The following is a 20,834-nucleotide window of genomic DNA, read 5'->3' on the forward strand; positions in this document are numbered from 1 at the left end:
CAGGGGGCGATTACACCGGATTGCGCTGGATTACGCGGGCACCGCGGCCTGCGAATGCGGTGCCGCCGCGGCCAGTGCCGTGTGCGCCAGCGTGTCGAGGTCATTGTCCGCAGCTTCCTGCCTGACCGCGGCAGCCAGCGCATGCGCGGTCGGGTGGTCGAACACCATTCCGGGCGCGATCTCCACCTGCAGCCTGCGGCGCAGCCGCGCCACCAGCTTGATCACCAGCAGCGAATGGCCACCGAGGGCGAAGAAATCGGCGTGGGGGTCGACCGGGCCTTGCTCGAGCAGCTCTGCCATCAACGCGCACACCAGGGCTTCCACCGCATCAGCCGCGGGGGCTGCGGCGGGGGCTGAGGGCGCACTGCCGGCGGGAACCAGTTCGCGCAACGCGGCGCGGTCGGTCTTGCCGTTGGGCAGGCGCGGCAGTGCAGGCAGCGGCATGAAGCGCGCCGGCACCATCGCGTCGGGCAGCATAGCGGCCAGCACGTGGCGCAGCGCGGCGGCGTCGATGGTGCTGCCTGCCGCAGGCACAAGGAAGGCGCACAGCACGGCCTCGCCACCAGGCCCCGCCACCGCGCTCACGGCGGCCTGCGCAACCGCCGGCTGCGCCAGCAGCGCGGCTTCGACTTCCGCGGGCTCGACGCGGATGCCGCGGATCTTGACCTGCTGGTCGGCGCGGCCCAGCAGTTGCAAACCGGCGGGCGTGGCGCGCGCGAGATCGCCGGTGCGGTACAGGCGCTCGCCGGCAACGAACGGATCGTCGACAAAGGCCACGGCATCCAGGTCCGCACGGCCGAGATAACCGTGTGCGAGCTGCGGGCCGCCTACGTAGAGCTGTCCGGCCACACCGGCCGGTACCGGCCGCAGCGCGTCGTCCAGCACACGCACGCGAGTCGCGCCCAGCGCCCGGCTCAGCGGCGCCGTGCCGGCGGGCCACGCCGGCGCATCCGCGCCGAGCGCATGGACCATCACGCCGATGGTGGTTTCGGTCGGGCCATAGTGGTTGAAGATGCGGCACGCGGGCGCATGGCGGCGCAGCGTGCCAACCAGGTTGGCCGGCAACGGCTCGCCGCCCAGGATGACGGTAGACGGCACCGCGGGCGACTCCGTTTCCAGCAGCGCCGCCAGGTGCGACGGCACGATCTTGACGGCATCGACCGCGCGGCCGCGCAGGTAGCGCGCAAAGGCCGCGGGATGGGCCATGTCGTCATCGCTGGCGACGACCAGGCAGCCGCCCTGCCACAGCGCGGCGAACAGCGTGGTGTTGCCAAGGTCGGCGGCCACCGACGACGTCAGCCCGAAGCGTTGGCACGACGACAGCGACAGCGCATCGCAAACCGCCGCGGTGTAGTGGCTGATCTGCGCGTGGCCGATCACCACGCCCTTGGGTTCGCCGGTGGAGCCTGAGGTGAACAGCACATAGGCAGCGGCAGCGGGCGGTACGGTCACTGCATCCTCTGCCGCCGCCGTCTCCGTCGCCGTCGCCAGCAATGCATCGGCACTGATGAGCCTGTCGTCGTCCGGCGAAGCCTGTTGCGCAATCGTCAGTACCGGAGCGGCCTGCGCCAGCACGCTGCGGCGCCGCGCCTGCGGCCAGGCCGGGTCGAGCGGCACGTAGGCACCGCCCGCGGCCCAAACCGCCAGCAGGCTGACCACCAGCGCGCCGCTGCGCGGCAAGGCCAGCGCCACGCGCGTGCCGGGGCCGACGCCCAGCGCGCACAGCCGTTGCGCGGCGGCATGCACCGTGCGCTGCAGGCCGGCATAGTCGAGCATGAGGTCGGCGGCATCCAGCGCAGGCGCCATCGGCGTGCTATGCGCATGCTGCGCGATGCGATCCAGCAGCGAACCGCCCGCATCCGTCGGCTTTTCACCGGTCCAGCATTGCGGCACGCGCAAGGTATCGTCGGCCGGCCACCACAGCGACGACAGCGGCGCGTCCAGTGCAGCCGGCAGCGCGCCGATCAGCGCAGCGAGATGAGACAGCAGCCACGGCGCCACCCTCGGATGCAGCGCGCCGGCTTGCGCATGCAGCGCCAGAGCGGCCATGGCCTGCCCGTCGTCCAGTGCCTCGCACACCAGATCGAAGCCGGGCCACGCCTGGCTGGCCAGCGCAATCCCGTGGGCGGGCAACGGCGATACCGCAAACCCGATGCGCGGGCCGGCATCACCGGGCAGCCACGCTTCCTGCCACGCGGCGTGGCCGTCCAGCGCCGGCAGCCACGCCTGCCAGTGGCTGCGCAGGCTGCGCTGGTCACCCCATTGTTCGTCATCCCATTGCACGGGCAGCGGCAGTGCCTTGACGAATACGCCGGCGGCGCCGGCCATCACGTCGTAGTCGCGGCGGCAGTCGTGCAGCCACGTGGCGCTGAATGCCGGCTGCGCGCACACGCGCGCCAGCATGGTCCACCATGCGGCCTGCAGCACGCGCTCTGGCGTGGTGCCGAACTGGCGCGCGGTCTCGGCCAGCGCCTGGCGGTGGGCGGCGTGCAGCGTGTGGCGCCAGCTGTCAGCGGGCGTGGCGGAGGCAGCAGCGAGCGCGTCGGGTAGGCGCAGCGGCGCCGGCAGGCCGGCCGCCTGGGCTTGCCAGTAGCCGCGGCCGGCGTTGCCGGTACCGTCCTCGCCCAGGCGCGCCCCTACCTGCCAGTCGGCATATTGCGCGTATTGCAGCGGCGGCTCGGCGTCGTCCGCGGCCGGGGTCTCCAACGCGGCGCCTACGGATTCGGCGAGGCGCAGCACGCTGTTGCGGTCTGCCGCCAGCGGGCTGACCAGCAGCCACAGCGTGGCACCGCCGGTGGCCAGCGGGCACAGGCAGGCGCGCAGCACATCGCCCTGCGCCGGATTGAGCGCAGGCAGCGCCTGCGCATCGCCGTCCGCGACGATGATGGTGCCCACGCCGCCCACGCCACCCACGCCACCCACGCCGTTACTGCCTTGCGGCACGCATGCCACCAGCTGGCTGCCATCATCAATGTAGGCCGTGCACAGCACGTCGTGGCGCTCGCGCAGCACGGCCAGCGCGGCGTCCACCGCGGCAGGCTCAGGCTGGCAACGCAACGCGATGCGCGCCACATGCGCGTGCGGCGCGGGCGCATTGCGCCATTGCTGCCAGGCGGCCTGTTGTTCGGGAGTAGGGCTCCAGGTGTCGTGCATCTCAGGCATCGGCGTTCTCCTGCGGGAGCACGGCGGCAAGCTGGCCGTCCAGCTGCTTGCGGTCGAACATGTCGCCCATCGCCACCACGATCTTGCGCGGGCCTTCATACGGGTCCCGCGCATGCGCGGCCAGCATGTTGTCGAGCATCACCACGTCGCCGCGCTGCCAGTCGAAGCGCACGGCGCAGGCTTCATACAGCTCGCCGATCAGCGCCATGGCCTCGTCGGGAATCGGCGTGCCGTCGCCGAACATCACGTGGCGCGGCATGCGTTCCAGGCCGGCCATCTCCAGCAGGTCTTCGCGCACGTCGGCCTCCAGGCACGAGACGTGGTGCAGTTGCACCTGGTTGAAGAAGCTGCGCTCGCCGGTGACCGGGTGGCTGACGATGGCCGGGCATACGGTGCGGGTCTGCAGTACGTCGCCATCCAGCCAGCGGCAGTCGATGCCGGCGGCGCGGCAGCGGGCTTCCACCTCGGCGCGGTCGTCGGTCTTGTAGAAGTCGCGCCAGTCCACGTCGAGCCGCGGCGTAAAGGTGCGCACGTACATCAGCTGCTTGCTGGCGAACTCCTCCGCCAGCGCGGGCGGCAGGCGGCGCAGCAGTTCGCGGCAGTCGACGATCGGCGTGGCCCCGCCCACGGCCGACGGCAGCTCGCAGAAGAACCACTGCTTGCGCGGCCAGCGCTCCAGGTGGGCGCTTTCGTTGTGGTACAGGATCATCTGGCGCTCGGGGTACGGCGTGGAGCGGTAGGTGTTGCGCCCGCCCTCCTTCTTGGGCAGATCGCCGTAGCTGCCGTACAGGCCGGGGTGCATGGCTTCGGCGAAGGCTTCAAAGGCCTGCGGGCCGGGCAGGTCGAAGCCACGGAAGACGATGCCGGCGTGCCGGTGCAGCGTCGCGGCGACCAGCTCGCGCGCGCGCGCGGCCCACGCCACCGGGTCCAGGCCCGGCACCGCCGGCTCGATCACGATGGGGAAGACTTCGCCGGGGCGCAGCGGGCGCAGCCGCACCTGGCTGGCCGGGTCGGCTGGAGCCGCCTGCGGCACCGGGGGTGCGGCGGGATCGGCGAGAGCGGAGGCGGCCGGGCGCGGCCGGGCCAGCGACTTGAGCTGGTCTAGCTTGGCCGCCATGCGTTGGCTGGTTTCCATGGTTCGGGACTCCTCGGGTTTCGGTTGGGGCGGGCGCGCGGCGCCCGCGACGGGTGCGGTGGCGCGGTCGGCGGGCTGGTCCGGCGCGCGCAGCACCGCCTCCAGCGTGGCCAGCCATTCGGCGGCGAAGCGCGCCACGGTGGCGGATGTGAACAGCGCACTGGCAAAGACCCAGTCGCCGCGCAGCGGCGCCGCTTCATGGTCGCGTACCTGTTCGCTCTCGGGTTCCAGGAACAGCGCCATGTCGAACTTCGACGTGCGCTCGACCGGCGGCAGCATCTCGGCCTCCACCCCGGGCATGCCGAACTGCCCCGCCGGCGTGTTCTGCAGCACGAACAGCGCCTGCACCAGCGGGTTGCGGCTGCGGTCGCGCGGCGCGCCCGTTGCCTCGACAATGCGGTCGAACGGCAGGCCGTCATGCTCGAAGGCGGCCAGCACGTCGCGCCGGCACGCCGCCAGCACATCGCGGAAGCTGGCGCCGGCGACGCGGCGCGAGCGCAGCGGCAGCACGTTGACGAAGAAGCCGATCAGCGGCTCGAGCGCGGCGTCGTGGCGGCCGGCGACATCGGTGCCGAGCACCAGGTCGTCCATGCCGGTCGCGCGGTGCAGCCAGCACTGGAAGCTCGCCAGCAGCACGATAAAGGGCGTGACCTGCTCGGCGCGCGCCAGCGCATGCACCTGCGCCATGCGCTCGCCGTCGATCCGCAACGCCACGGCATCGCCTTCCATGCGCGCTACCGGCGGGCGGGCGCGGTCGGCCGGCAACGCCAGCGCCGCCGGTGCGCCGGCAAGCGCGCCGCGCCAGTAGGCGGCGAGCCGCTCCAGCGCGGCGCCGCGCAGCCAGTCGCGTTGCCACGCGGCATAGTCGGCGTATTGCAGCGCCAGCGGCGGCAGCGGCGCGACCTGTTCCGGCGCCAGCGCGTGCCGGTAGCCGTGGGTGATCTCATTGACCAGCAGCCCGACCGACCAGCCGTCCGACACCAGGTGGTGCATGGCGACCAGCAGCACGTGTTCCTGCGGCGCGCAGCGCAGCAATGTGGTGCGCCACAGCGGCGCGTGGCCGAGGTCGAACGGGCGCGATGCGTGTTCCTGCATGGCTTCGCGCAGCGCCGCCTTCCGCGCTTCGGGCGCTTCAGGTGCCAGCGCCCGCAGGTCGATCACGGGCAGGCCGATGTCGGCGTCGGCATCGAACCATGCGTAGGGCTCGCCATCGTCGTCGGGATAGGCGGCGCGCAGGACCTCGTGACGCGCCGCCACCGCGGCCAGCGCCTGGCGCAGCGCGGCGAGTTCCAGCGGCCCGCGCAGGCGCAGCGCGCCGGCCATGTTGTAGGCGGCGCCGGCGTTGCCCTGCAGGCGTTCGACCAGCCACAGCCGCTGCTGCGCCAGCGATACCGGCATGCGCGCGGTACGCGGCACCGGGACCAGCGCGGGCATCGCCCCCGCTGGCGCGGCGCCATCCAGCCGCGTGCAGAAGTCCCGCAGCACCGGCGCCTCAAAGACATCGCGCAGCGTGGCCTGCCGATGGCCGGCGGCGCGCAGCCGCGCCACCACGCGCGTGGCGATCAGCGAATGGCCGCCCAGGCGGAAGAAATGGCTGTCGCGGCCGACGCGCGCGCCGGGCAGCAGCGCTTCCCAGATGCCTGCGACGGTTTGCTCGGTGGGCGTGGCAGGCGGTGCGCCCTCCTCCGCCACGACCTGCGGCGCGGGCAGCGCCTTGCGATCGATCTTGCCATTGGCATTGAGCGGCCACGACGGCATGCACACCCATGCGGCGGGCACCATGTAGGCAGGCAGACGCGACGCGACGCTGGCGGACAGCTCGGCTTCCAGTGCGTCATGCGCGGGCTGCACGTGGCCGGCTTGAGGCTGCCAGTACGCGGTCAGCCATTCGGTGCCGGCGGCACGGTGCACCGTCACCAGCGCCTGGCGCACCGCCGGATGCGCGGCCAGCACGGCCTCGATCTCGCCCAGCTCGATGCGGTAGCCGCGCAGCTTGACCTGGAAGTCCTTGCGGCCGATGTATTCGAGCACGCCGTCTTCGCGCCAGCGGCCAAGGTCGCCGGTCAGGTAGCAGCGGCTGCCCGGCGCGCCGGTCGGGTCGGGCACGAAGGCCGCCGCGGTGCGGCGCGGGTCGGCCAGGTAGCCGCGGCCGACGCCGGCGCCAGCCACCGCGATCTCGCCCACCACGCCGGGCGCGGCGGGATTGCCGTCGGCATCGAGCACCTGCAGCACGGCATTGGCGGTCGGGCGGCCGATCGGCACAGTATCCATCGCAAGCGCCGCTTGCACCGCTTGCACCGCTTGCGCCGGCGCGTCGGCGCGCAAGGGATGGAACGCCACGTCGTCCGAGCATTCCGCCGGTCCGTAGGCGTTCATCAGCGGCACGCCCGGATAACGGCTCAGCCAGGCTTGCGCTGTGGCAGGCGGCAGCGCCTCGCCGGTAGGCAGCACCCAGCGCAGCGCGGGCAGCGGCGCCGGCTGCGATGCCGGCTGCGATGCGTCGAGGCCTTCGGCGTCCTGGCAGTCGAGCATGGCCTGCAACAGCGACGGCACCGGCTCGAACAGCGTTACCCCGCGCTGCGCCAGCAGCGCGGTGAGTCCGGTGGGATCTCGCACCATGTCGTCGCCGATGATCTCCACGCGGGCGCCGAACACCGGCGCGGCCAGCGCCTGCCAGACCGAGATATCGAAGCACGGCGGCGCGGTCTGGGCAATCACGTCGCCCTCGCCAAGCCCCAGCGGGACGACCTTGGCCAGCATGTTGTTGAGCATGCCGGTGCGCGTGACCATCGCGCCCTTCGGCACGCCGGTTGAGCCAGAGGTGAACAGCACGTAGGCGAGCTGGGCGGGATGGGCGGGATGGGCGGGATGGGCGGGATGGGCGGGATGGGCGGGATGGGCGGGATGGGCGGGATGCGTGGGCACGTCTGCCGCAGGCGCCGCCCCGGCTTCCAATGCCGCCAGTGTCGTAGCACCGTCAACGCCGGCAGCGTCCAGCGCGGCCGCGCCAGAGGCGTCCGTCAGGACCTGCGCTGGCCTGGCCTGCGCCAGCACCTGCTGCCAGCGTGCCGTGGGATGGCTGACGTCCAGCGGCACCCATGCGGCACCGGCGCGCAGGATGCCGGCCAGCGCCACCAGCCAGTCCAGCCCGCGCGGCAGCAGCACCGCGACGAGATCGTCCGGGCGCACGCCGGCGGCGCGCAGGCTGCCGGCGACGCGGCCGGCGCGCTGCCACCAGTCGCCATAGGTCAGCGCCTCGGCGCCGCAGTGCGCCAGCACCCGCTGCGGATGTGCGGCCACCTGGCGCGCGACCCGCTGCACGTAGTCGTCCTGCAAGGCGGCGGGCGCCACGCTGGTGTCGTCGCTCGCGCTCCATCCCTGCACCTTGGCCTGCGTGGCGCCATCGAGCATGTCGACGGCGCCCACGTGAGCGGTGCCCGCGGTCAGCGACGCCAGCACGGCGGCGTAGGCGTCCATCCATTGCGCCAGCCGGTGCGCTTGCACACGCGAGGCGTCGCAGGTGAAGCGGATGGTGAAGCGGCTGTCGGGCATGACCTCCAGCGTCAGGCCGTAGTGGGTCTGCTCGATGTTGTCGTGCTGGCGCAGGCGCAGGCCGGCCACCTCGCGGGCGCGGTCGCCCAGGTCGGGCAGGTTCTGGAACACCATCAGCGTATCGAACAGGGCACCGCCGATGCCTGACTGGGCCTGGATCTCGGCGAGTGCCGCGTGCTCGAACTCGCGCATCGCCACGGCGGCGTGCTGGGTCGCTTGCAGGTAGTCCGCCACTGCCAGCGCGCCTTGCGGACGCAGCCGCAACGGCAGCGTGTTGATGAACACGCCCAGCATGCGCTCGGCGCCTTCCAGCCCCGCGGGGCGGCCGGCCGAGGTCACGCCGAAGACGATATCGTCGCTGCCGGCGTGGCGCGACAGCACGATGCCCCACGCGGCCTGCATCACGGTGTTGAGCGTGACGCGGTGCGCGGCGGCCAGCGCGCGCAGGCTCGCGTCGAGGCCGGCTGGCAGCACGAGGTCGCGGCATAGTGGCGCTGACTGGCCGTGCGTGCTGGCCGGCGCAATGCCCGGCAGGACGGTCGGGCCGGCAAGGCCGGCGAACGCCTCGCGCCAGAAGGCCTGCCGTGCGGTCGCGGGCTGTGCCGCCAGCCAGGCGATGTAGTCGCGGTACGGGCGGCGCGGCGCCGGGGCATGCGCGGGATCGGCATAGCGGGCCAGCGCCTCGTCGAGCAGCTGCACCGAGCCCCAGCCATCGACGATCAGGTGGTGCCGGCTCCAGACCAGCCACCAGCCCGCGTCGGCGGTGCGCAGCAGTGCCAGCCGCATCAGCGGCAGCACCCCCGGATCGAAGCCGCGCGAGCGGTCGGCGCGGCACCACGCCGCCAGCCGCGCCGCTTGCCCGTCGGCATTGGCTCCACGCCAGTCTTCCACCGACACAGGCAGCGTGGCGCGTGCATGCACGCATTGCAGCGCGCGGTCGCCGCCCGCTTCGCCTGCCGCGGCAAAGGTGGTGCGCAGGATCGGGTGGTCATCCAGCAGCGCCTGCCAGGCGGCGGCCAGGCGCGCGGTGTCGAGCGGACCGTCGATCTGCAGCACCAGCTGGTTGACGTAGGCACCGTTGCCGCCGTCGCGCAGGTGGTGGAACAGCAGCCCTTCCTGCAGCGGCGACAGCGGATAGGCATCTTCGATGCTGCCGTGCGCGCTACGCAGGCGCTCCAGCATCTGCGCATCGCAGCCGCTCAGCGCAAAGGGCTGCGGCGCAGCGGGCGTGGTCGCCGCGCTGGCCGGCTTTGCGCGCTCGGCAAGATGGCCCGCCAGGCGTGCCAGCGTCGGGTGCGCGAACAGGTCCTTCGGCGCGAGCACCAACTGCTGCGCGCGCGCCCTGGCGACGATCTGCAGCGCCAGGATGGAATCGCCGCCGAGCGCGAAAAAGTCGGCATCGCGGTCGATCTGCTCGCGTTGCAGGATTTCACGCCACAGGCCTGCCAGCACCTGTTCGACGGCGGCCGCCCGCGTGTCAGCGGGTGCCGCGCTCGCACGCAGCACGGCGGCCAGCGCCGCCGGCGTGGGATGCGCGAACAGCAGCTTGGGCGTCAACGGCAGGCCCGCCTTGCGCGCCTGCGCGACCAGTTGCAGTCCAAGGATGGAGTCGCCGCCGAGCGCGAAGAAGTTGTCGTCGGCGCCCACGTTCTCACGTCCGAGCACGCCGGCCCACAGGCGCGCCAGCGTGGCCTCGGTCTCGTCGCGCGGTGCCGACGGCGACGATGGCGACGATGGCGCGGCTTCGCCGGGCACCGGCGGCAGCGCCTTGCGGTCGACCTTGCCGTTGCGCAGGCGCGCGAAAGCGTCGCACGTCACGAACGCGGCAGGCAGCATCGGCGCCGGCAAGGCGGCAGCCATGGTGGTACGCAGCGTATCGAGATCCAGGCCGGCGTTGGGCACGAGGTAGGCGACCAACCGAAGCCCTTCCCCTGCCGGCGACGGCTGCGCCAGCACCACGGCATCGCCCACGCCCGGCGCCTGGCGCAGCCAGGCTTCGACTTCGCCGGGCTCGACGCGGAAGCCCCGGATCTTGACCTGTGCGTCGGCACGTCCGAGGAATGCGATGGCGCCGTCTTCGTCCACGCGCACGCGGTCGCCGGTGCGGTACAGGCGGCCGCCCGGCTGGAACGGATCTGGCACGAAGCGCTCGGCGGTCAGCGCGGGGCGGCGCAGGTAGCCGCTGGCGACGCCGGCGCCGCCGATATAGAGCTCGCCCACCGCGCCGCGCGGCACGCGGTTCAGATGGCGGTCGAGCACGTAGGCACTGACTCCGGCTAGCGGGTGGCCAATGGCAATCGCACCCGTAGCCGCCGCGGGCACCGCATGTGTCAGGCACCCGACCGTGGTTTCCGTCGGGCCGTAGTGATTGACAACCCGGCATGCCGGGCGCAGCGCCTGCACGCGTGCCACCAGCCCCGCGTCGAGCGCCTCGCCACCGAACACCACGCACTGGCGCGGCAGCAGCCGCGCCGGATCGGCCACGGCCAGCAGCGCGCGCAGGTGTGACGGAACGATCTTCAGGCAATCGACTGGCCGCGCCGCCAGGGCTGCGGCGAGCGCTTCGGGATCGTCGCCGAGCGCGTCGTCCAGCACGCGCAGCGTGTGGCCGCCCAGCAACGCGCCGAACCACGCGGTGTGACCCAGGTCAGCGGTCACCGAGGACAGCGACGCCAGCGACGACCCTGCCGGCAGCGCCAGTGCATGCAGCACGCCGGCAGCGTAATGCGCGAGGTTGCCTTGCGTGACCACCACGGCCTTGGGCGTGCCGGTCGAGCCGGAGGTGTAGATCAGGTAAGCGGGCTGTACCGGAGCGGCGGCAGGCCACGCAGCAGCGCTGGTTGCCGCAGCGCCCGCGAGCGAGGCGACATGCCAGGCGGCGCCTGGCACGGATTGCGCCAGCCATGGCGGCCGCTCGCCCTCGCCCACCATGGCGGCAAGGCCCGCATCCGCGGCCAGTTGCGCCAGGCGCGCCCCAGGCATGCCGGCGTCCAGGCACAGGAAGGCGGCGCCGGCCTTCCATGTGGCAAGCATGGCGGCAGCCATGCGGGCGCCGCGCGGCAACAGCAAGCCGACCACGTCGCCGGGTCGGACTCCACCGTCGCGCAGGCTCGCGGCAAGCGCGCTCGCGGCGCGATCGAGCGCGGCGTAGTGGCATTGCGCATCGGGGGCATCGACGGCGACGCGCTCGGGATGCGCGCGCACGCCGGCCTCGAAGGCCGCCAGTGCGGTGGGATGCCGTTCGATGCCGTCGGCGCGCATATCGGACAGCAGCGCCGCCTTATGCAGCGACAGGTCGCCGACACGCGCGTCGGCGTTGTCGAGCACCGCATCCACCGCGGCGCGCAGCGTGGCGATCAGGCGCTGGACGGTGTGCGCCTCGAACCGGTCGGCGTCATAGCGCCATTGCCCGCGCAGGCGTTCGCCTTCGTCCTGCCAGCGCAGGTTCATGTCGTTGGCCGCGCCGCGCTGCGTGGCGAGGTATTCGCGCAACAGGTAGCGGCCCAGCACGTTGCGCGGGCCCACCGGCACGAAGGTGGTCATATGCCGGAACAGCGGCCCCTCGCCGCCCATGCGCGCCAGCGGATACTGCTGGTGGCGCAGCGCGCCGCGCATCTGCCGGGCGCAGTCGCGCACCACCGCGGCAAAGGCCGGATTGGCGGAGAAATTTGCGCGCAGCGGCACGGTGTTCAGCGTAAAGCCGATCAGGTCGGCGGACTGCGCGCCGGAGCGGCCCGCGGTCGGCGTGCCGACCAGGAAATCGTCCTCGCCACTGGCGCGATGCACGACGGTCTTGAACAGCGCCAGCATCACCACGAAGACGCTCACCTCCAGCCGCGTTGCCAGTTCGCGCAGGCCTGTGGTCTGCTGCGGCGTGAGGTGGAATTCGAGTTCGGCGCCGCGGTGGCGCGGTTCCGCGTTCAGCGTGCCGGGCAACGCCGGCGCCGCGGGCGCGTCTTCGAGCACGCCCTCCCAGTGCGCGCGCAGCGAGGCGCCGCGCGGGCCTGCCAGCAGTTGCCGCTGGCGCACCAGCCAGTCGCGGTAGCGGCCGACTTGCGACGCCATCGGCGCTTCGTCGGCGCGCAGCGCGTCATAGGTGGCGAAGATCTGGTCGCAGACCAGTTCGAAACCGAGGTAGTCGCCGGCGATATGGTGCATGCCCGCACACATCCACATACGGTCGGCGCCATCCGCCTGGCGCGACACCAGGAAGCGGAATCGGCAGACCTGCCCCGCATCGGGATCGAACGGCTCGTCAGCCTCGCGCTCGAACCAGTCGTGCAGGCCGGCTTCATCGAGGCCGTCGGCGCGGGTCAGCGACACCTCCGCGGCAAAGCCCGCGGGGCGTGCCATCACGATCTCGCCGTCTTCCTCGACAAAGCCGCTATGCAGCGCCTCATGGCAGTCCACCACATGGCGCACGGCCTCCTCGAGCAGCCCGAAGCGCAGGCCCGGCGGGATCTCGATCGCGAACACCATGTTGTAGGCCGCGCTGTGCGGATGGCGGCGATGAAAGGCCAGCAGCGCGAGCTGGCCGGGGCCGGCAGGATAGCGGTCGAAGTAGCCGGGATGCGCGGCCAGCCAGGCATCGGCCTCGGCGGCGCGGGTGGCCAGCAACTCAGCCGCGGCCTGCTGCGCATCGGTGCCGGCCGCGCTGTCGCCAGCCACTCGCCAGCGCCCGTCCTGCAGGCGCAGGCGCACGCCTTCGGCGCGCAGGGTTCGCATCAGGGCGCCAGTTTCGGCCGGCAAGGGAGCTTCGGAAGACGACATGGCGAAAACGTGGGAGATGACAGGTCCCCACCTGGCAGGCGCAACCTGCCAGGCACGGAGTGATCAGACGGAAAGCGCGCCTCAGCCCAGTCCGGGCGGCGCGGGCTCGGCCATGGCGACGATCACGCGGCGCGCGCCGGTGAAGGTGCCGCGCCCGTGGGCGGCAAGCATGTTGTCGAGCATCAGCACGTCGCCCTGCTGCCAGGGAAAGCGCACCGTGCATTGGTCCAGCGTGGCGCGGATCGACGCCAGCGCATCGTCTTCCAGCGGCGCGCCGTCGCCGTAGACCACGTTGCGCGGCAGTTCGTCGACGCTTCCGACCACGGCCAGCAAGGCCTCGCGCACGTGCGGCGCCAGGTTCGACACATGGAACAGGTGGGCCTGGTTGAACCACACCATCTCGCCAGTCACCGGATGGCGCGCGACCGCCTGGCACAGCTGGCGCGTGCGCAGCTCGCCGTCCGGCTTCCATTCGAAATCGATCTGCTGCGCGCGGCAGAAGCGCTCCACCTGCGCACGGTCTTCGGTATTGAAGGCGCGCTGCCAGCTCAGGTCGAGACCGTTGCCGTAATTGCGCACGTACATCAGCCGGCGTTGCGCAAAGCGCTCGCGGATGGCGGGATCGAGGCGCTGGTAGACCAGGCGGCTGTCGGCGATCGGCGTCTCGCCGCCGGTTTCGCTCGGCTGCACGCAGTGGAACCAGATCTTCATCGGCCACTGCAGCGTGTACGACTGCTCGTTATGCAGCGGGATCACCTGGTGCGCCGGGTATTCGGTCGAGGTGTAGACCCCCTCCTTGACCTGCGAGCGCGGCGTGGAGCCGAACTCGTAGCTGAGCAGCGGATGGCCGAAGGCGCTGGCAAAGGCGCGGAACGCGGCATCGTCATCGAAATGGAAGCCGCGGAACAGCACGCCGCCGACACGCGGCAGATGCTCGGCGGCAAGCGCCGCCATGGCATGGAACTGGCCGCGCCAGTCGGTGCCGCCTTCCGGCGTGACCAGCAGCGGCAGCGCGCCGTGCGCGGACAGCGGGGCGGTGCGCAGTCCGCTTGCCCTGGCGCTGCTTGCCGAGCTGGCTGTGGTTGCGGCGGGAGCCACGCCGGCGCGATGGTCCGCCTGGAGGTCGGCGATGGTACTGGTCGTGTCCATATCCCTGTTGCCTCTACGGGTGCGTTCGCGAGGCCGATTGCGGCCTGAGAGTCAATGGAGGCCAACGGGGGCAGCCACGCGAACAATGTCTGCACATTGAAAGTGTGAAGCGAGTGTAGCGGAATTATTTACGAATGGAAATACAAATCATTATCATTTACGATGTTGCTCTAGAGCTGTCTCCGAGTTGTCTCTCATGACCGCAACGCCATCGCGGCGGACTGACTTGCCTGCACCGCGATGGCGTTTCCATACCACTTGAAGGAGCATTGCCATGAGCTGGGACCATCCCGACACGCGTTTCCACGTCGTCCGCAATGAAGAGGGCCAGTACTCGATCTGGCCCGACTACAAACCCGTACCGGCAGGATGGGAAAGCACCGGCTTCCAGGGCAGCCGCGATGCATGCCTGGCCCATATCGACACGGTCTGGACCGACATGCGCCCGCTCAGCCTGCAGCGCGCGCTGGCCGGCGCATGAGCGCGCCGCAGCCAGTGCGCGAGCGCTGGTTTGCCGTGATGCCCGGGCGGGCAAGCGATGCCGCAAATGGCGCGCAAGCCGAGGCTGCGCGCGTGCGCCTGTACTGCCTGCCCTATGCGGGAGCCGGCCATACCGCGTACCACGGCTGGCGCGACGCGCTGCCGGCGCAGCTAGAGCTGGCGCCGGTATGCCTGCCCGGACGCGGCATGCGCACGGCCGAAGCGCATGCGGCTTCGATCGAAGAACTGGCCACGGCCCTGGCCGCTGCGATCGTGCGCGCGGCACGCACCGAGGCGCCGCGCTTTGCGCTGTTCGGGCACAGCATGGGCGCCCTGCTCGGCTTCGAAACCGCACGCGTGCTCGAGACCGTGCATGGCCTTTCTCCCACGGCGCTGGTGGTGTCCGGGCGCGGCGCGCCGGCGCTGCCGTCGGCGCGGCCGCCGTTCAGCACGCTTCCTGACGGGGCCTTTGCCGACGTCATCGCCGCGATGGGCGGCATGCCGGCAGAGATCCGCGAAACCCCGGAAGCGCTGGCGTTTTTCCTGCCGGTGTTGCGGTCTGATATCGCGCTGTGCGAGCGCTGGCGCTACGCCCGCGGCCCGCGCCTGGGCTGCCCGATCACCGTGCTGGGCGGCCAGGACGACGTTCACGCGCCGCCGGCCACGCTGGCGGCCTGGCGCGACGAAACCCTGCACCATTGCCACCAGCAAGTCTTCGCAGGCGGGCACTTCTTTCTGCACGAAGCGGCGCCCGCGGTGCTGGACGCTATTGCGCAGGCGGTGCTTGGCACCGCGGCGCTCAGCGGAGAAGCCGGCCATGCACTTGCCTGACTTCGCCGCGCCATCGCACGACGACATCCACGTGTGGCACGTAGCGGCCGACGCGCCGGTGGATCCCGCCGTGCTTTCGGCCGTGCTTTCGGCCAACGAGCACGCCCGCGCCGCCGCGTTTCGCCAGGCCGCCGATCGCCACCGATTTATCGCGGCGCGCACGGCGTTGCGCACGCTGCTGGGCGGTTGCCTGGGCCTGCCGCCCGCCGCCGTCCCGCTGGCCGCCAACGCCTTCGGCAAGCCCGTGCTGGCCACGGCCTCGGACGACCCGCCCCTGCACTTCAACGTCAGCCACAGCGGCGAGCGCGCGGTGATCGCGCTGTCGCGCGTGCCGGTCGGCATCGACATCGAAGCCTGGCGTGCCGGCATGGACTGGACAGCTTGGCGCGACAGCGCCGCCGTCGCCTGCGCGCCCGATGAGATGCACTGGCTCGCCGGACTGGCGCAGCGGCAGCCGGAACACGCCATGTTGGGCTTCCTGCGGCTATGGACCGCCAAGGAGGCGTGCAGCAAGGCGGTCGGCACCGGCCTGTCCGCATCGCCGCAAACGGTGCGCGTGGCGCTGCCCGGCAGCGCCGAATGCATGCCGCCGCTGGCGCGCGCCGGCGCCGGTGTCTGGTATCTGCACGATGCCGGAGGCGGTCCGCGCTATGTGGCATGCCTGGCCACCCCGCTGGCGGCCGTGCGCGTGGTGCAACGGCAATACCCTTCGCGCTCCGTCAGCGCCAACCCTTGATCCAGTCCTTGCAGTCAACGCCCCTGTACAACGCCCTCCGCTAGGAATGACACCATGACGCCTCCCTCGCTCGCCACGCTCGCCCACGGCCAACCCGCGCCGTTCTCGGCCGGCGCCTTTGCCCGGCAAGCACCGATCCGGCTCGACGACAACGCCTACCTGCAGCGCCAGTGCGCCCGCGAATCCAATGCCCGCTCCTATCCGCGCCGCATCCCGCTGGCGCTGGAACAGGGCTACGGCGTGTACCTGCGCGACACCAGCGGCCAGCTCTTCATCGACTGCCTGGCCGGTGCCGGCACACTTGCGCTCGGCCACAACCACCCGGCGGTAGTGCGCGCGCTGCGCGACACACTCGACAGCGGCCTGCCGCTGCATACGCTGGACCTGGCCACGCCGGTCAAGGACCGGTTTATCGACGACCTGTTCGGCCTGCTGCCGGCGGAGTTTGCCGCGCGCGCCCGCATCCAGTTCTGCGGCCCGACCGGTGCCGACGGCATCGAAGCCGCGCTCAAGCTGGCCAAGACGGCCACCGGCCGGCACACCGTGCTGAGCTTTGCCGGCGGCTACCACGGCATGACGCATGGCACGCTGGCGCTGATGGGCAACCTGGGGCCCAAGGCCCCGCTGGGCGCGCTCGGCGCCAGCGTGCAGTTCCTGCCGTACCCGTATGACTACCGCTGCCCGTTCGGCCTGCGCGGCGACGCCGGCATCGATGCGGGGTTGCGCTATATCGAGCAGATGCTGTCCGATCCCGAGTCCGGCGTGTTGCCGCCGGCGGCGGTCGTGGTGGAAGCGGTGCAAGGCGAAGGCGGCGTGATTCCCGCGCCGGCGCGCTGGCTGCGCGAACTGCGCCGCATCACGCGCGCGCACGGCATCGCGCTGGTGCTGGACGAAGTGCAGACCGGGCTGGGCCGCACCGGGCGCACCTTCGCGTTCGAGCATGCCGGCATCGTGCCCGACGTGCTGGTGCTGTCCAAGGCCATCGGCGGCGGGCTGCCGATGTCGGTGGTGATCTACGACAGCGCGCTCGACGCGTGGCAGCCGGGCGCCCATGCCGGGACCTTCCGCGGCAACCAGCTGGCGATGGCGGCGGGCTCGGCCACAATCCGCACCATCGCTGCGCAGGGGCTGGTGGCGCATGCCGAGGGCATGGGCCAGCGGCTGGCAACCCGGTTGCGCCATCTGCAGCCGGACTTTGCCGCAATCGGCGAGGTGCGTGGGCGCGGCCTGATGCTTGGCGTGGAACTGGTGGATGAACGTGCCGAGCCTGACGTGGTCGGCGCCTGCCCCGCCGATGGCGGCTTCGCGCGTACCGTGCAGCGCGAATGCCTGCAGCGCGGGCTCATCGTCGAGCTTGGCGGGCGCCATGGGGCGACGGTGCGGTTCCTGCCGCCGCTGGTGATTGACGAGGCTGAGGTGGATCTGGTGGGGGAGTTGTTTGGTGAGGCGCTTGGCGCGGCAACGCGGATGTTACGGTAGGCGTGCTTGACACGCGCCGGCCCTCTCCCCCTGCCCCTCTCCCGCAAGCGGGAGAGGGGAGCGAACCGGTAGTGGATCAACGATGCCTACTGCACTTGCCGCAGGCACTGGTGAATGCTCCTCCTCTCCCGCAAGCGAGAGATAGAAGCAAACCGGCAGTGGATCAACGATGACGCCCGGGCTTGCCGCAATCACTGGTGAACGCTCCCCTCTCCCGCGAAGTGGGAGAGAGAAGCAAACCGGCAGTGGATCAACGATGCCGCCCCGGACTTGCCGCAGGCACTGGTGAACCCTCCCCTCTCCCGCGAAGTGGGAGAGGGGTGGGGAGAGGGCCGGAGCATCAACGGAGTGCAGCGGGTCGGCATAGCCACCGCCCGCCCTCTCCCCCTGCCCCTCTCCCGCAAGCGGGAGAGGGGAGCAAACCGGCGGCAAATCAATGATGTCGCCTGGACTCGCCGCAATCACTGGTGAACGCTCCCCTCTCCCGCGTAGTGGGAGAGGGGTGGGGGAGAGGGCCGGAGCATCAACGGAGTGCAGCGAGGCGGCATAGCCACCGCCCGCCCTCTCCCCCTGCCCCTCTCCCGCAAGCGGGAGAGGGGAGCAAACCGGCGGCAATAGCACAGTTTTACAGCGCATCCCGCAACAGATCGCGCAGCCTGAACTTCTGTATCTTCCCTGCCGGCGTCGCCGGCAAGGCGTCGCGCACGACGAGCTTTTCCGGGATGTACTGCAGTGCCATCTTCTGCTCCTTGAGCCAGTCCACCATCGCCGCGTGGTCGAAGTCATGCCCGGCGCGCGGCACCACGAAAGCACAGGCACGCTCGCCCAGCCGTTCGTCGGGATAGGCGACGATCGCCACCTGCGCCACCGCGGGATGGCGGTATAGCAGGGTCTCGACCTCCAGCACGGGAATGTTCTCGCCGCCCCGGATAATCACGTCCTTGCTGCGGCCGGCGATGCGCAGGTACCCATCGGCATCGAGCCGGGCCAGGTCGCCGGTGTCGAACCAGCCGTCGGCATCGGTGCCATTCAGTTGCGGGCGCTTCAGGTAGCCGCCGAAGTTGGAGCAGGCGCGTACCAGCAGCCGTCCGGTCTCGCCGACCGGGACGTCCGTATCGGTGCCATCGACCACGCGGATCGCCACGCCGGGCAGCGGGCGGCCGTCGGTGGTGGACGCGCGTTCGTCGCTGTCTTCCGGCAGCGTCGTGGTCACCGCGCCGTTCTCGGTCATGCCCCATGCCGATACGATGTTCGCGCCTAACGCGTGCCGTGCCTGCTCGACCAGCGCACCCGGTATCGGCGCGCCCGCGCACAGGAAGATGCGCAAGCTTGGCACTGGTGCGCCGGACTCGGTCACCACTCGGGCCAAGTCGGTGAGGAACGGCGTGGAGCCCATGGTAAACGTCACGCCCTCGTCGCGAATCAGCGCGGCGGCACGCGCAGGGTCCCAGATATCCTGCAGCACCGCATGCGCGCCCAGCATCACCGGCATCATCAGGCCATACATGAAACCGGTCTGGTGCGCCATCGGCGAGGCCATCAGCACCACGTCGTTGCCGGTGAGATGCAGCCGGCCGGCATAGGCGACGATGTTGGAGAACAGCGTGTTCGCGGTATGCATCACCCCCTTCGGCTCGCCGGTGGTACCGGAGGTGTAGATCAGCTGCGTGACGTCGTCCGGACCCGGGCGGCTGCGCAGCAGGATGGTGGCGGCATCGGGGGCGTCTTCCCAGGCTGGCCCGCTGAGCAGCGCCTCGAAGCTGTCAGCGCCATCTCCATCCACCACGACGATATGGTGCAGCGCGGGCAACGCCGCGGGCAACGCTTCACGCAAACCCCGCAGCATCCGCGCATGATCGAAGCCGCGGAAGACCTGCGGCACCACCACCACCTTGCTTTGCGCATGCGCCAGCATGAACGACAGCTCGCGCTCGCGGAAGATCGGCATCACCGGATTGAGCACGGCGCCCAGGCGCGCGCAGGCCAGGTACAGCACGCTCAGGTGCCAGCTGTTGGGGAGTTGGCATGAGACCACGTCGCCCGCGACGATGCCGAGGCGGGACAGCCCAACCGCCACGCGGTCGGCCATGCGCGCCAGTTCCTGCCAGGTGAAGCGCGTCACGCGCTGCCGGTCGATGCTGAGCGCCGTCAGCGCAGGCGCGTCGGGCCGGTCGCGCACGCAGACGGCAAGATAGTCGTTGATGGTACGGTCCTGCCAGTGCCCGGCGGCAATGCTGGCGGCACGGCGCGGCGCAATCAGTACGGCGTCGAAATCCATGGCGGTCTCCTCGTTATTGTGTGCGGCCAGTTGTATGTGCAGCCGGCCGTGTGCAGCCAGTCGTGCGATAGGCGTGCGATGCGCGCGCGCCGCGTCAGGCCGGTACCGCTTCGCGACCCGCGCGCGTGCGCGCGATGATGGTCTTCATGATCTGCGCGGTGCCGTCGCCGATCTGGAAGCCGAGCACGTCGCGCAGGCGCTGCTCCATCGCGCCGCGGTCATAGCCGCCATGGCCGAACGACAACAGGCACTGGTGCACCACGTCGTACGCCAGCTTGGGCGCCCACCACTTGCACATCGCAGCTTCGGCGGTATGCGGCAGGCCACGGTCCTTCAGCCACAGCGTCTGCAGGCACAGCAGGCGCGCGCCCTGCACCTGGGTCTCGAAATCGGCCAGCGGGTGCGACACGCCCTGGAACGCCGACAGCGGCTTGCCGAAGGCCTGGCGCTCGGCCACGTAGGCCCAGGTCTCGTCCAGCGCCATCTGCGCCACGGCCAGCACCTGCAGGCCGATCAGCGCGCGCGAGAAATCGAAGCCCTGCATCACCTGCACGAAGCCCTCGCCTTCCTTGCCGAGAAGGTGGCTCGCCGGCACGCGCACGTTCTCGAAGAAGATCGAGCCGCGGCCGATGGCGCGCTGGCCATGGCAGTCGAAGCGGTTGCGCGTGATGCCCGGCAGGTCCATCGGCACCAGCAGCGCCGACACCCCGCGCGCGCCCGCCTCGACCGGACCGCTGCGCGCGAACACCACCGCGGCATCGGCCTGGTCTGCGGCGGAGATCGAGGTCTTCTCGCCGTTAAGCACATAGTGGTCGCCATCGCGCTCCATGCGCAGGCGCAGGCCGGCCGCGTCCGAGCCGCCGCGCGGCTCGGTCAGCGCAATCGCCAGCAGCGCTTCGCCGCGCGTCAGGCGCTGCAGCCACGGGCCGGCGATCTCCGGCCGCGCATGGTGCGCCAGGATCTGCCCGTTCAGTGAAGCCAGCAGGTTGATGTACGACAGGCTCAGGTCGGCGCGCGCCACCGCTTCATGGATCACGCCGGCCGCGAGCGAGCCCATGCCCTGACCGCCGTACTGTTCCGGCAATTCGGGCGCGATAAAGCCCATCTCGCCCATTTCGCGCATCAGCGCGCGGTCGAGGACGCGGGTGCGGTCGCGCTCCAGGTAGCCGGGCGCGACGCGCGCGTCGGCAAAGCGGCGGGCATGCCCGGCCAGCGCCGACAGGTCTTCGTCAAGGTAGGGATTCATGATCGTCTCCGCGCGG

9 protein-coding genes are annotated in these 20,834 nt (G+C 71.2%); 4 read left to right on the forward strand and 5 right to left on the reverse strand.

The window, feature by feature from the left end; genetic code table 11:
- Positions 1-30: 30 nt before the first annotated feature.
- From ACIP1U_RS13555 to ACIP1U_RS13565, 3 genes are all read right to left on the reverse strand, one after another.
- On the reverse strand, positions 31-3,162 hold the full coding sequence (locus tag ACIP1U_RS13555) for an amino acid adenylation domain-containing protein (protein WP_400315550.1): 3,132 nt from the start codon (positions 3,160-3,162) through the stop codon (positions 31-33).
- Positions 3,155-12,574, reverse strand: a complete 9,420-nt coding sequence (locus ACIP1U_RS13560; RefSeq protein ID WP_400315553.1) for an amino acid adenylation domain-containing protein — start codon at positions 12,572-12,574, stop codon at positions 3,155-3,157. The genes ACIP1U_RS13555 and ACIP1U_RS13560 overlap by 8 nt, the downstream gene beginning before the upstream one ends.
- A 126-nt stretch (positions 12,575-12,700) precedes the next feature.
- The gene (locus tag ACIP1U_RS13565; RefSeq protein WP_400315556.1) at positions 12,701-13,768 is read right to left on the reverse strand and encodes a TauD/TfdA family dioxygenase; all 1,068 of its coding nucleotides are present in this window, start codon (positions 13,766-13,768) and stop codon (positions 12,701-12,703) included.
- Positions 13,769-14,042: 274 nt separating this feature from the next.
- Here ACIP1U_RS13565 and ACIP1U_RS13570 point away from each other — a divergent pair, with 274 nt between their 5' ends.
- Genes ACIP1U_RS13570 through ACIP1U_RS13585 form a run of 4 tightly spaced genes read left to right on the forward strand, consistent with a single transcriptional unit; the run spans position 14,043 to position 17,294 of the window.
- Positions 14,043-14,249, forward strand: coding sequence for an MbtH family NRPS accessory protein (locus ACIP1U_RS13570; RefSeq protein ID WP_209775599.1), 207 nt, complete (start codon positions 14,043-14,045; stop codon positions 14,247-14,249).
- Complete coding sequence (locus tag ACIP1U_RS13575; protein ID WP_400315559.1) at positions 14,246-15,079, forward strand: thioesterase II family protein; 834 nt, start codon at positions 14,246-14,248, stop codon at positions 15,077-15,079. The genes ACIP1U_RS13570 and ACIP1U_RS13575 overlap by 4 nt, the downstream gene beginning before the upstream one ends.
- Complete coding sequence (locus ACIP1U_RS13580; RefSeq protein WP_400315562.1) at positions 15,066-15,815, forward strand: 4'-phosphopantetheinyl transferase family protein; 750 nt, start codon at positions 15,066-15,068, stop codon at positions 15,813-15,815. Before ACIP1U_RS13575 ends, ACIP1U_RS13580 begins: the two co-directional genes overlap by 14 nt.
- Before the next feature lie 54 nt (positions 15,816-15,869).
- Positions 15,870-17,294 carry a diaminobutyrate--2-oxoglutarate transaminase gene (locus ACIP1U_RS13585; protein WP_400315564.1) on the forward strand — a complete coding sequence of 475 codons (1,425 nt, stop codon included), beginning with the start codon at positions 15,870-15,872 and terminating at the stop codon, positions 17,292-17,294.
- A gap of 625 nt (positions 17,295-17,919) precedes the next feature.
- Here the strand turns inward: ACIP1U_RS13585 and aliA are convergent.
- Entirely contained in the window at positions 17,920-19,572 is a 1,653-nt protein-coding gene (gene aliA / locus ACIP1U_RS13590) for a cyclohexanecarboxylate-CoA ligase (protein ID WP_400315567.1), read from the reverse strand.
- 94 nt (positions 19,573-19,666) lie between these two features.
- Entirely contained in the window at positions 19,667-20,818 is a 1,152-nt protein-coding gene (gene aliB, locus ACIP1U_RS13595) for a cyclohexanecarboxyl-CoA dehydrogenase (protein WP_400315569.1), read from the reverse strand.
- Positions 20,819-20,834: the final 16 nt, after the last annotated feature.

Source organism: Cupriavidus sp. NPDC089707, from assembly GCF_044748965.1.
GTDB lineage: Bacteria > Pseudomonadota > Gammaproteobacteria > Burkholderiales > Burkholderiaceae > Cupriavidus.